Consider the following 13,152-nt stretch of genomic DNA (forward strand, 5'->3'; position numbering starts at 1 on the left):
AAAAACAACAAAGCCAGCTGCACAGAAAGCTCAGGCTGCTAAAAAGCACCACAAAAAAGTAACTAAACCAGCTGCACAGAAAGCTCAGGCTGCTAAAAAGCACCACAAAGTGAAAAAAGCGGCTAAATAAGTCGGCCTCTTAGCGCCAACACCGCATTAACGATTGAAAACACCCGGTTATGCCGGGTGTTTATTTACTGGAGTAGCGAAAAATGGTGCGTCGCTATCGCTTCGAAATTATCCTGATTGTGATGATCCTGTGCGGCATTGTTGCAGCCAGCTTTTTTATCTAGTCGTTGTAGCGTGCTGATTACTCCAATATTTCTCCCTTTTTTCCCGCTCTCCGACTATAGTTATCGCTCAAGCGTGATGACAATAACCTCTTCTTATTCTCGCCATTGAGAGAACTATGCGCCTGGCTATCCTGTTACTTGTTGGAATTTTCAGTTTTAACCTCGCAGCACATGCCGATGATGAAGATGGGCCAAGCCCGGAAGACATCAAGACGCTATTTTTTGGCAAAGACCACCGCAAAGCCATTACGGATGTGAGTGCCGCTCCCTGGGATGCCATTGGACAACTGGAGACCGAAAGTGGCAACCTCTGCACGGCCACCCTGATATCCGCCCATCTGGCATTAACCGCTGGACACTGCCTGCTCGCCCCTCCGGGTAAATTTGATAAACCGGTGGCGCTGCGTTTTATGTCAGGTGCTAAAGGCTGGCGTTACGAAATACATGATATTGATGCGCGTGTAGAACCTTCACTGGCGCGCAGGCTACAGGCCGATGGTGAGGGCTGGATCGTGCCACCAGGCGCGGCACCTTACGATTACGGGCTGGTCATTTTGCATAATCCGCCGTCGGGTATCGTACCCATCCCCTTATTTGACGGCTCACGTAGCGATTTAACCGATGCGTTGAAAACCACCGAACGCAAAGTGACACAAGCCGGTTACCCTGCTGATCACCTCGACACACTCTATTCTCACAGCGACTGCCTGATTACCGGCTGGGCGCAACGCGCGGTGCTGTCTCATCAATGTGATACGTTGCCAGGCGACAGCGGATCGCCGCTGCTATTGAAAAGTGGTGATGGCTGGAAACTGATTGCGGTGCAAAGCTCTGCACCCGCACCGGCGGACCGTTATCGCGCGGATAACCGTGCCATCGCGGTGACGTCGTTTAAAGACAGTCTGGAAGAGCTGGCGAAATAAGATTTTCGCCACAGAATCGCTCACCTTCTTCGCGCCAGGGAGTTTCATGCGCAGTCAGCGATATTTCACTCACAGAGGCGCAGAAATAGCGCCTCTGTGCTTTTGTTGACTCAGCTAATCTGTTCCATCGCCTGCAGAATACGCTTATCAGAGATAGGATAAGGTGTGCCCAGCTGCTGAGCAAAATAGCTAATCCGTAACTCCTCAAGCATCCAGCGGATCGCCTGAACTTCAGCATCATCCTGACGCTGCGGGGGCAGTTTATTGCGCCATGCTTGCCACGCCTGCTCTGTGGCCTGCACTTTCAGCATGCGCGCACGATCGCTGTAAGGGTCAGTCGGCAGTTTTTCAAGGCGGCGCTCGATGCCCTGTAAATAGCGCAACGTATCGCCCAGATGCTGATAGCCATTACCGGTGACAAAGCCGCGGTATACCAGGCCACTCATTTGCACTTTAATATCAGACAGTGCCAGCGCCAGCGTCATGTCGACACGACCCTTCAGGAACTTGTTGATATTGAATACGCTGGTCAGAATCTGCTCGACCTGTTTGGCAATCGTCACCACAGTTTCGTTCAATTCAGCTCGCACTTTGTCGCGCAGTTGCTCGAAATTCTCCTGTTGCCATGCCGGACCGCCCGCTTCCGCCATCAGTTTGTCGACTCCACAAGCGATGCAGTCATCAATCAAATCCAGCACTTTGCCGTAGGGATTGAAGTACAAGCCGAGCTTGGCTTTGTTGGGCAGTTTCTCGTGCAGATACTTGATCGGCGACGGGATGTTCAACAGTAACAAGCGACGCTGACCGCGCCACATCATTTTCTGCTGCTCCAGTTCATTATCGAACAGCCGAATGGCGACACTGTCTTTCTCGTCGACCAGTGCGGGCCAGGCTTTAACCTGATAGCTGCCGCGTTTCTGCTCGTAACTTTGCGGCAAATCACCAAAGCTCCAGATGTGCAGTCCGCTCTGCTCCAGCCCATCGTCTGCGACTTTCGACAGCGTTTCCTGCACTTTACCTTTCAATACCTGCTTTAATTGATGCAGGTCTTTGCCTTCCTGCAGTTTGCGGTTGTGTTCATCCACAATGCGGAAGGTCATTTTCAGGTGATCGGGCACCTGATCCCACTGCCAGGCTTCACGGTCAATGGTGACGCCGGTCATGCGGCGGAACTCGCGCTCCAGCGCATCCAGCAGCGGTAACTCCATCGCTTTAACACGACCGAGGAAAGCTTCTGCATAGTTCGGTGCAGGCACCAGATTGCGGCGCGTTGGTTTTGGCAGCGATTTAATCAGTGCAATCACCAACTCACGGCGCACGCCGGGGATTTGCCACTCAAACCCCCCCTCTTCAACCTGATTCAGCAACGGCAACGGAATGTGAACGGTCACACCATCGGCATCCGCGCCGGGCTCAAACTGATAGCTCAGTTTTAGCTTCAGATTGCCCTGATGCCAGAAATTCGGGTAATCGAGCTGGCTGACTTTATCCGCGCCATCTTTGATCAGCATCTGCTTATCAAAACTCAGCAGGTCAGGATTGTCCTTGCTCGCCTGTTTCCACCAGCTATCAAAGTGGCGTGCGGAGACCACGTCAGCGCCAATGCGGCGGTCGTAGAAAGCAAACAACGTTTCATCATCGACCAGAATGTCACGACGACGTGATTTGTGTTCCAGATCTTCCACTTCACTGCGCAATTTGAGGTTGTTGCGCAGAAACGCATGACGCGTCTGCCAGTCGCCCTCCACCAGCGCGTGGCGGATAAACAGCTCACGACTGAGTGGCGCATCAATGCGGCTATAGTTGACCTTTCGCGCCTGCACAATTGCCAGGCCATACAGCGTGACTTTCTCTGTTGCCATTACCGCGCCCTGGGCTTTCTCCCAGTGCGGTTCGCTGTAGCTGCGTTTAATCAGATGCTGCGCCAGCGGTTCGATCCATTCCGGGTCGATACGCGCAGCCACACGGCCCCATAAGCGGCTGGTTTCCACCAGTTCCGCCACCATGGTCCACTTCGGCGGCTTCTTAAAGAGACCGGATCCTGGGAAAATGGAGAAGCGGGCATTACGCGCGCCAGTGAATTCCTGCTTCTCATTGTCTTTCTGACCAATATGCGACAGTAATCCGGTCAGTAAAGCGCAGTGCACTTCACGATAGGGCGCGGGTTCGCTGTTAACCGGCATACCCTGTTCGCGTACCACCTGACGCAATTGCGTGTAAATATCCTGCCATTCACGCACGCGCAAATAGTTGAGAAAGTCGGTTTTACACTGACGCCGGAAGTGATTGCCCGACAGCGCTTTTTGCTGCTCCTGCAGATAATTCCACAGATTCACAAATGAGAGAAAATCCGACTCTTTGTCAGCAAAACGCCGATGTTTTTCATCGGATGCCTGCTGTTTATCACTTGGGCGCTCGCGCGGATCCTGAATCGATAAGGCCGCAGTGATGATCATCGCTTCACGCACACAGCCAAATTTTTGCGCTTCCAGTACCATGCGTGCCAGACGCGGATCGACTGGCAATTGCGCCAGCTGGCGGCCAGACGTCGTCAGCTTGTAGGTTTCATCCTCACTTAGCGTGATAGCGCCCAACTCTTCCAGCAAGCGCACGCCATCCTGAATATTGCGCTTGTCGGGTGCTTCGACAAACGGAAATGCGCCGATATCGCCCAGGCCGAGCGCCGTCATTTGCAAGATAACCGACGCCAGGTTGGTACGCAGAATTTCCGGATCGGTAAACGCCGGACGACTGAGGAAATCGTCTTCAGAGTAGAGACGGATACAGATCCCTTCCGACACACGTCCGCAACGCCCTTTACGTTGATTGGCGGATGCCTGAGAAATCGGCTCGATCGGCAGGCGCTGCACCTTAGTACGATAGCTGTAGCGGCTAATGCGCGCCGTACCGGGATCGATAACGTATTTAATGCCCGGTACGGTGAGTGAAGTCTCGGCCACGTTGGTGGCCAGCACGATGCGGCGTCCACTGTGTGACTGGAACACCCGGTTCTGTTCGGCATTCGACAGCCGCGCATACAGCGGTAAGATTTCGGTGTGCGGGATATCGCGCTTCATCAGCGCATCGGCGGTATCGCGAATTTCACGCTCGCCACTCATAAAGATCAGGATATCGCCACGGCTCTCGTGACCTAACTCATCGACCGCGTCAAAAATCGCCTGCAGCTGATCGCGGTCGGTATCGTCAGCGTCTTCCACCATTGGGCGGTAGCGCACTTCGACTGGATAGGTTCGGCCTGAGACTTCTATCACCGGCGCATTATGGAAGTGGCGAGAGAAACGCTGCGGATCGATGGTCGCCGAGGTGATGATCACTTTCAAATCGGGACGGCGCGGCAGCAGCTCACGCAGATATCCCAGCAGAAAATCGATGTTCAAACTGCGTTCGTGCGCTTCATCGATGATGATGGTGTCATATTGCAACAACTGACGATCCTGCTGGATTTCCGCCAGCAGAATACCGTCGGTCATCAGCTTCACTTGCGTCGTGTCGCTGACCTGGTCGTTAAAGCGCACCTTATAGCCGATAGTGCCGCCGAGCGAGGTTTCCAGCTCATCGGCAATACGATTGGCAACGGTACGTGCCGCCAGACGGCGCGGCTGCGTATGACCAATCAACCCTTTGACACCACGCCCGAGCGCCAGACAAATCTTCGGTAGCTGGGTGGTTTTCCCTGAACCGGTTTCCCCGGCCACAATCACCACCTGATGATCGCGAATCGCCTCGGCTATTTCTTGCTGCTTTTGACTGACCGGCAGATTTTCCGGGAAGGTGATGCGTGGCGTGGCCGCCGTGCGCTGTGCAATGCGCAGTTCAGCGGCAGCAAATTCGGCTTCTAGTTCTGTTGCAATGCCCTGCTGCGCGGCTGGATTTTTCACCTTCGCTGCGCCATGCAAACGGCGCTGCAAGCGCTGGCGGTCGCGCAGCATCAGATTATCGAGCCGCGTCCAGAGTGGGGCCAAAAGGGAAGTGACGGATGATGACATAGTGGTGTGTTACCTGTGGTCGCGGCGAGCCTGGCAAAGTGCGCTCGATGCCGGCTGAAATTTCCCGGCGGATTCAATCAATTATTGCCCGGCATAATAGCACACTCTGGACAACCTCACCTGACCGGACGTGCGACCTTATTCAATAATTTCGAACATAGGTCTCGAAATATTGCGCTTTTACCTCGCGGAGGATCTCCGTAGAGTGTAACGCATTGAGCGGTAAGCCAACCGCGTAACGCACAGGAAAACACCATGAGCAAAGTTTTAGTTCTGAAATCAAGCATTCTGGCCGGTTACTCTCAGTCAAACCAACTGGCTGACTTCTACGCTGAAGAAGCGCGCGCCAAAGGTAATGAAGTGACTGTTCGCGATCTGGCTGCTCAGCCAATTCCCGTTCTGGATGGCGAGTTGGTTGGTGCACTGCGTCCTTCTGATGCTCCGCTGTCTCCACGTCAGCAGGAAGCCCTGGCGCTGTCTGATGAGCTGATTGCAGAACTGCAAGCGCATGACACTGTGGTTATTGCTGCGCCAATGTACAACTTCAACATCCCTACTCAGCTGAAAAACTACTTCGACCTGATTGCGCGTGCTGGCGTGACTTTCCGTTACACCGAAGCAGGCCCGGAAGGTCTGGTCACCGGTAAACGTGCCGTGATCCTGTCAAGCCGTGGCGGTATTCACAAAGATACCCCAACGGATCTGCTGACCCCATACGTGAAATTGTTCCTGGGCTTCATCGGCATCACCGATGTGAACTTCGTGTTCGCTGAAGGTATTGCTTATGGTCCAGAAGTGGCGACCAAAGCGGCTAACGACGCGAAAGACGCCATCAAGCAAATTGTTGCTGCGTAATCTTAAGAACGTGATGAATACCCGAGAATAATGGGTATGATGCCATCTTTGCCGGGCCTGAGTGCCCGGCTTTTTTATGGCTGTGACTCAGATAATGATGGGTTTTACTTACGTAACCACTGCCCGTTGATACCGCGCACATACTCTCCACTGCCTGCGCGACTCACCAGCTTTTCGCCCGCGATACGTGCCACTTCACTGGTGCTCAGATTGTTCTGCTGCGCGACGCGCTGATATTGTTGCATACGGCCATCATTAATCCGTTTCACCAACGCCAGGGTTTCATCATCCTGTTGTCGCGCCGCCACATAGCCACTGAGTGTTTCCCCCACGCGCCCCTGCTGCCGCGCTTCGTCCAGCGTCAGCGCCCACGCTGAAGGCACCAGCAGCAGCACCAGCAACAATGCCATCGCTTTCGATTTCATCATGCCGCTCCTCAAAACAGGCCGCTTTGGTTTTTCAGCAACGCTTCCACATCTTTATCGACCTTGATGTGGATTTCATGTTCGATCTTCACGTTCATATTGATGGTGATCGGCTCTTTCGGTGCCGCTACTTCAATGCGCGGCACGCAACCAATCAGCGGCAGCCCAGCTGCCAACACCAGCAATGCCCTGAGGCTCATGGTTGGGGATCCTTCTTTGATGGCAGGGTGGCATTTTGTTCCACCCAGGATTGCAAATTATCGCCAAAGCGCAGGCTGCGCCACAGCTGGAACAGATTTTCCTGATGCCGATAGTTGAGGTTAATCGACTGTCGGCGATTACTAAACTGACTGGTGCCTTTCACTTCGGACTGCATCGTGAGATTGCCGAAGTTATCGAGGTCCAAAGTGGCCCACGAACGGGAAATCTCCATGTAGCGCAGCCAGGCCATGGCGGCACCCGCGGCAAAGTTATTACTGACGATGGCATCCGCCATATCTTTATCCATGCGGAAGGTCAGCGGGCCGCTGTTGGCAATCCAGCCCTTTTCAATCAGCCATTGCGGATTATTCACCCATAGCGGCAGCTCGCCGTTTACTTTGCCCGACATGGCGAACTGCTTCGGTTTGATCGCCGTGATCAGCTTGCTGAGGTTGATTTCACGCAGCGAAACGCGCGCGGGTTCATGCTGCGGCATGCGCAGTTCAGGCATGCTGACATGGCCGCCTAAGAGATCGAGATTCACGTTACTGAGCGTCAACGGCTGGCGCTCTTGCCATGGATAGTGGCCCTGCAGATCGGCAGTGATGTTCTGCAACGCAAACTGGTTCTTGACTTCAGCGATGCGCAGTGAAACCGGACCGCGACGCCCTAACTGCCATTGGTGATCCTTGAGACGGAACGGCAGCGTGAAGTCGATGCCATTGATTTCACTGTCCGGCATCCACACGCTGCCCTTTTTCACTGCCCAGAAACCACCGGCTTCAAAGCCCTGTTTGGTGGCCGCAGAAAACGCCATTTGTGCCCGCAATTCACCTGACTGAATGCGCATCTTCAAATCGCTACTGAGCAAAGGCTGGAACACCGTCAATGATTGTGCTGGCCACCAGGCCTCACCACGCAGACGTTCACCATCCCAGCGCCCGTGAACCCGCACCGGGCCGATATCCTCAGCAGTAAGTTGCCCACGCCAGATAAAGCGACTCGGATCGCTGCCTTTGGCCTCAAAGCGCAGTTCTGAAGGCGGCAACCACCCGCCATAGCTAAACTGCGTCTGACCGGATTTCAGGGTAAAACCCCCGTTGAAAGCCGGATGCGCGACGTCTCGCTGCCAGCGCACCGGTGCGGTTAAGGTCAGGCGCGGTTTGTCGACTTGCACCATGCCATAAGCTAATTGATCAAAGCCGGTATTGAGTGTGTCCAGACTGATTAACGTATCCTGCCAGCTACCCGTGCCCTTCACATCCCATTTGGCATTGAGCGGCTGCATCATTCCATCGCCCCAGTATCGCCAGTTCCAGCGCCCACTGTCTGGCCAAAAATCGCTGGCGCGTCCATCAAGATGCAGCGTAAAGCGACCGAAGTTGGGATCGTGAGCTTTTAGAATTGCTTGTAATCTGCCATTGATACCGCGCGAGGCAAGTGTCACGCCCGCTAACGGCCAGCGTGCTTCATCCACTTCCAGCGTCGAAAGCAAGCGTCCACGCAGGCGCAGCAGCGCACCTTGCATAAGTGTGATTTGTGGATCGGTCAACATGCCGTGCAATATGCCCGGCATGCTGCCGAACAACTGCAGGTCGGCAAACTTACTTTCGCCGGTCAGCTGGAACGGTAACGCGCTGTCGGTAAGGCTCAATGTGCCCGGCCCGACACTCAGCACCAGGTTACCTTTACCGCCGCGGCCTTGGGTAAGCAGATTGAACCGCCCGCTGACCTGGGTGTTTTCCAGCCCCTGCTGCCAGTTGTCGAGGGTGAGCGCCAAACCACCCGACAGCGGTTGGTCAGCTTGCGGCCAGCGCCAATGTCCCTGAGTGATACGTATCTGCTGCGCATCGACCTGCCACGGTAACTGCAACAACGGCTGATCGTCACCCTGCTGATTAATCACCAGCGTGCCTTGCTGCTGCTGCCAGTTAAGCGTCATCGCCAGCGGCTGCGGCCACTGCGTCAGATTGACATCACCGCTGAGTTCACCCGCCACCGGCAAACCGTTAGCAAAGGTGGGCAGCGTAAGATCACCGTGCAAATCGAGCGGTTTTGGTAGCAAAGGATGACTGATTTGGAGTTGTGCGATCTGCAGTTGCTGCCCCTGCAAACGTGCATCTAGTTGAAGGTTATCGCCCTGATAATGTAACTGCTGGACGCTTTTATCGAGGCTGAGATCAAAACGGCCGGCATATTGCTGCCAGGGTAAAATAGTCAGTTGCTCCAGATGGATATCGGCACCCGGTAACATGTGTTGCCATTCGGCCAGACTGCGCGGTGCACCGCTGGAATCGCTCTGTGGCAGGGCTTGCAGGCATTCACTGTTGAGCTGTACGGCCTGTGCACTGAGCTGCCAGCGTTTAAGTTGCCAACCCAGCGCGACATCTTTGACATTCGCCAGCTCGCAGTCACCAGCCAGATAGCTTACCGCCGGAAAATGCACGCCGCCGTTGTGCCAGCGCGGTGAACCATTGAGCTCAACGCGGGTATTTTCCGGCAGCCAGATGCCCGCCAGACGCGGCAACCATTGCGTCAGCGTCAGCAGTAATCCCAACAGCAGCAATATCAGCGCCAGTAGCGCAGCAAGTGTTCGACGGAGGCCCCGCGACATGGCAGTTAACTATCCTGTTCTTTACGCAATCCTGACGGAGATGATGTCATGTTATGCCCGGCAAATGAAGGTGTTAGCTATATAGCCTGGCTGAAGATCAGCAAAATGATGCAGAAAACGTTATTCTGTGATGATACCGACGTTGCATTTTTCAGGAGCGAAATAATGAAAGTTGCGGTTTACAGCACCAAACACTATGACCAGAAATACTTTAAACACGTCAATGCCAGCTTTGGATTTGAGCTGCAGTTCTTTGACTTCCTGCTGAGCGAAACCACGGCCAAAAATGCGGCGGGCTGCGATGCGGTGTGCATTTTCGTTAATGATGATGGCAGTAAAGGGGTGCTGGAGGAGCTGGCGGCACTGGGTGTGAAAACCATCGCGCTGCGCTGTGCCGGATTTAATAACGTCGACCTTGAAGCGGCTGCCGCCCTCGGTTTGCAGGTGGTACGCGTACCGGCCTATTCGCCGGAAGCGGTGGCTGAACACGCGGTGGGGTTGATGATGACGCTGAATCGCCGCATTCACCGCGCCTATCAACGCACGCGTGATGCTAACTTCTCGCTGGATGGCCTGACCGGTTTCAATATGCACGGCAAAACGGCGGGTGTGATTGGCACCGGTAAAATCGGTGTGGCGACCATGCGCATCCTGAAAGGCTTTGGCATGCGTTTACTGGCGTTCGATCCTTATCCAAGTGCTGCTGCACTCGAACTGGGTGCCGAGTATGTCGATCTGAAAACGCTGTTTGCCGCATCCGATGTGATTACGCTGCATTGCCCAATGACGCCTGAAAATCATCATCTGCTCAATGCACAAGCCTTTAATCAAATGAAAGATGGGGTGATGATCATCAACACCAGCCGTGGTGGCCTGATCGACTCACAGGCAGCCATTGATGCGCTGAAGCAGCAAAAGATAGGTTCACTCGGTATGGATGTGTATGAAAATGAGCGCGATCTGTTCTTTGAAGATAAATCGAACGATGTGATTCAGGACGATGTGTTCCGTCGCCTGTCAGCCTGCCATAACGTGTTGTTCACCGGCCATCAGGCATTCCTGACTGCCGAAGCCCTGACGGCGATTTCCGAAACCACGCTCAGCAATTTACAGCAGCTTGAACGTGGCGAAGACTGCCCGAATCAGGTGAAAGCGTAAAGATGTGGCGCCTGCCTCAGCGGGCGCACTGTCCACCCATCAGCGCCTGCTCGTCACAACGACGGCCATTGGCTAACTGACACATGCCAATACGCGATCCATCCAGCTGGCGTGAAAACGCCAATGTTCCCCCGGCATTACTGCAATTCACTTCGGCCATAGATGCCATAACAACATGCGGTTGAACGTGTGCTGCGGTAGCCTGTTGCGGTGGTTCGTCATCACTGTTGCTGCTGCAGGCAGAAAGTAACAGTGCTGCACCGGCCAGCAGTAAGGTAGCGGCTTTCATCGGTCGGGCTCCGGGGAGTTGGGCGTAAAAGAGCCCCCAGCATATGTCAGGTGCGTTAAGGGATCGATAGGCGACACAGCTTTTTACAAATTTTTTTATCGCCTTTTGCAAGCAGAATTATCCTGATTGGACCTGATCAGCCTTTTTTCACCGAAACAATCCTATTTATCAATGCATAAGGAGGAATCATGCTAACAGACATGTTGATCCGTATTGCGCTCGCCGGCATTTTAGGTGGTTTGATTGGCCTCGAGCGTCAGATGCGCGCCAAAGAGGCCGGATTACGCACCCACATTTTGGTGGGTATTGGCAGTGCCATGTTTATGCTGGTGTCGAAGTATGGCTTCGCGGACATGCTTGATAGTGATCACGTGGCGCTGGATCCCAGCCGAATTGCTGCACAGGTGGTGAGTGGGATGGGCTTCCTCGGCGCCGGTACCATCATCATCCAAAAACAAGTGGTCAAGGGTTTAACCACCGCCGCAGGTTTGTGGGTCACCGCCGCGATTGGCCTGGTGATTGGTAGCGGCATGTATGAAATCGGTATTTATGGCACGGTGCTAGCGCTGGTGGTGTTAGAAACTTTCCGTCGCATCAGTCATTGGCTGATTGGCCGCCATCACACGCTAATGGTGCACCTTAAACCCAAAAGCGTGCCGTTGTTGTTGCTGGTGCTGCAACGCGAGAATATCCGTTACGGTCACATTGCTGTGGTAAATCGGGATGAGGAGAATGGCCTGTGTGAACTCAGCGTTGAGGTGACATTGTCACGCAGTGCCGCTATTCACACCATCTACGATAAAGTGATGGAAATCAAAGGCGTTCAATCATTAGAAATGATGTAAAAATCAACAACCTTAGATGGCAGTGCGCTCACCTGTCGCCACCACACAGATGAAAAAGTCCAACCAAATTGCTTTGCTAAACTGAATTATTACCCCCGTAAAGTTTCGGGTTTCTCAGCGTAGCAAAGGACGATTTATGATTACCGTCGACGGCAACGGTGCGGTGGCTTCGGTCGCTTTCCGCACCAGTGAAGTGATCGCCATTTATCCCATCACGCCCAGTTCCACCATGGCGGAACTGGCCGACAGTTGGTCTGGCGAAGGTCGCCGCAATATCTGGGGTGATATCCCTCGCGTGGTGGAGATGCAGTCAGAAGGCGGCGCGATTGCTACCGTGCACGGTGCGTTACAAACCGGCGCCCTTTCCACCACGTTCACGTCATCGCAGGGCCTGCTGCTGATGATCCCGACGCTGTATAAACTCGCCGGGCAGCTGACACCGTTTGTCCTGCATGTTGCTGCGCGAACTGTTGCCACGCATGCGCTGTCGATATTTGGCGATCACTCTGATGTGATGGCGGTGCGCCAGACCGGTTGCGCACAACTGTGTGCTTCCAGCGTGCAGGAAGCGCAGGATTTCGCGTTGATTTCTCAGATGGCTTCACTCAATAGCCGCGTGCCCTTTATCCACTTCTTCGACGGTTTCCGCACCTCACATGAAATCAACAAAATCGTTCCTATTAGCGATGAAACCCTGCAAGCACTGATGCCAGCACAAGCGATCGCAGAACATCGTGCACGCGCATTGACGCCGGATCGTCCAACCATTCGCGGCACCTCCGCCAATCCTGATACCTATTTCCAGTCACGCGAAGCCACTAATCGCTGGTATGACGCCTGCACCGGCCATGTTGAAGCCGCTATGGACGCGTTTGCCGCTAACACCGGTCGCCAGTATCAGCCGTTTGAGTTTTATGGTCATCCGCAGGCTGAGCGCGTGATAGTGATGATGGGGTCGGGCTGCGGCACCGCCGAAGAAGCGATTGATGTTCTGTTGCAGCGCGGCGAAAAGGTCGGATTGGTGAAAGTGCGCCTCTATCGTCCGTTCTCAGCGGCGCATCTGATCAAAACGCTGCCTGCTTCGGTTCAGCGCGTGGCGGTGCTGGATCGCACCAAAGAGCCCGGCGCACTGGGTGAACCGCTGTTCCTGGATGTGATGACCACACTGGCTGAGGCCTTTAGCCGGGGTGAACGCCCGACCCTGCCGAAAGTGATCGGCGGACGCTACGGTCTGTCATCGAAAGAGTTTGCCCCTGATGCCGTGCTCGCTGTGTTCCGTGCGCTGCAGCGTGAACAACCGCCTGCGCGTTTCACCGTGGGTATTTATGATGATGTCACGCACTTATCGCTGCCGATGGAGGCCAACATCGTGCCGAACCGGGCGCGACTGGAAGCGCTGTTTTACGGCCTCGGCAGTGACGGCAGCGTGAGCGCCAGCAAAAACAACCTGAAGATCATCGGCAATGCCACGCCGTGGCACGTGCAAGGCTATTTCGTTTATGACTCGAAAAAAGCGGGCGGCCTGACTGTTTCCCATCTGCG

General features: G+C 54.4%; 9 protein-coding genes and 2 pseudogenes. 6 read left to right on the forward strand and 5 right to left on the reverse strand.

Annotated elements, in window-relative coordinates:
* Both RT340_RS17075 and RT340_RS17080 read left to right on the forward strand, forming a co-directional pair.
* A pseudogene (locus tag RT340_RS17075) lies at positions 1–130 on the forward strand (acid-shock protein); the annotation flags it as partial.
* A gap of 279 nt (positions 131–409) precedes the next feature.
* On the forward strand, positions 410–1,216 hold the full coding sequence (locus RT340_RS17080; RefSeq protein ID WP_034821307.1) for a trypsin-like serine peptidase: 807 nt from the start codon (positions 410–412) through the stop codon (positions 1,214–1,216).
* Positions 1,217–1,326: 110 nt separating this feature from the next.
* On the opposite strand, the gene hrpA is transcribed toward RT340_RS17080, so the two are convergent.
* The gene (gene hrpA / locus RT340_RS17085; protein ID WP_313377314.1) at positions 1,327–5,223 is read right to left on the reverse strand and encodes an ATP-dependent RNA helicase HrpA; all 3,897 of its coding nucleotides are present in this window, start codon (positions 5,221–5,223) and stop codon (positions 1,327–1,329) included.
* A 255-nt stretch (positions 5,224–5,478) separates the two neighbouring features.
* On the opposite strand from hrpA, the gene azoR reads away from it, so the two are divergent.
* Positions 5,479–6,078: an FMN-dependent NADH-azoreductase gene (gene azoR, locus RT340_RS17090; protein ID WP_034821315.1), complete on the forward strand. Its 600-nt coding sequence runs from the start codon at positions 5,479–5,481 to the stop codon at positions 6,076–6,078.
* A gap of 104 nt (positions 6,079–6,182) precedes the next feature.
* On the opposite strand, the gene RT340_RS17095 is transcribed toward azoR, so the two are convergent.
* Genes RT340_RS17095 through RT340_RS17105 form a run of 3 tightly spaced genes read right to left on the reverse strand, consistent with a single transcriptional unit; the run spans position 6,183 to position 9,318 of the window.
* Complete coding sequence (locus RT340_RS17095; RefSeq protein WP_097117061.1) at positions 6,183–6,503, reverse strand: YdbL family protein; 321 nt, start codon at positions 6,501–6,503, stop codon at positions 6,183–6,185.
* An 11-nt stretch (positions 6,504–6,514) separates the two neighbouring features.
* Entirely contained in the window at positions 6,515–6,703 is a 189-nt protein-coding gene (locus tag RT340_RS17100; RefSeq protein WP_013509194.1) for a YnbE family lipoprotein, read from the reverse strand.
* Complete coding sequence (locus RT340_RS17105) at positions 6,700–9,318, reverse strand: YdbH family protein (protein WP_313377321.1); 2,619 nt, start codon at positions 9,316–9,318, stop codon at positions 6,700–6,702. The genes RT340_RS17100 and RT340_RS17105 overlap by 4 nt, the downstream gene beginning before the upstream one ends.
* Positions 9,319–9,483: 165 nt before the next feature.
* On the opposite strand from RT340_RS17105, the gene RT340_RS17110 reads away from it, so the two are divergent.
* Positions 9,484–10,476, forward strand: coding sequence for a 2-hydroxyacid dehydrogenase (locus RT340_RS17110; protein ID WP_313377323.1), 993 nt, complete (start codon positions 9,484–9,486; stop codon positions 10,474–10,476).
* Positions 10,477–10,492: 16 nt separating this feature from the next.
* Here RT340_RS17110 and RT340_RS17115 read toward each other — a convergent pair whose 3' ends face one another.
* The gene (locus RT340_RS17115; RefSeq protein ID WP_034821326.1) at positions 10,493–10,765 is read right to left on the reverse strand and encodes a DUF333 domain-containing protein; all 273 of its coding nucleotides are present in this window, start codon (positions 10,763–10,765) and stop codon (positions 10,493–10,495) included.
* A gap of 188 nt (positions 10,766–10,953) precedes the next feature.
* On the opposite strand from RT340_RS17115, the gene RT340_RS17120 reads away from it, so the two are divergent.
* Positions 10,954–11,610, forward strand: coding sequence for an MgtC/SapB family protein (locus RT340_RS17120; RefSeq protein WP_313377326.1), 657 nt, complete (start codon positions 10,954–10,956; stop codon positions 11,608–11,610).
* Positions 11,611–11,746: 136 nt separating this feature from the next.
* Positions 11,747–13,152 (forward strand): annotated as a pseudogene (locus RT340_RS17125) (pyruvate:ferredoxin (flavodoxin) oxidoreductase); the annotation flags it as partial.

Origin of the sequence: Pantoea sp. CTOTU50773, from assembly GCF_032082325.1 — a bacterium.
In the GTDB taxonomy this organism is placed as follows: domain Bacteria; phylum Pseudomonadota; class Gammaproteobacteria; order Enterobacterales; family Enterobacteriaceae; genus Pantoea; species Pantoea communis.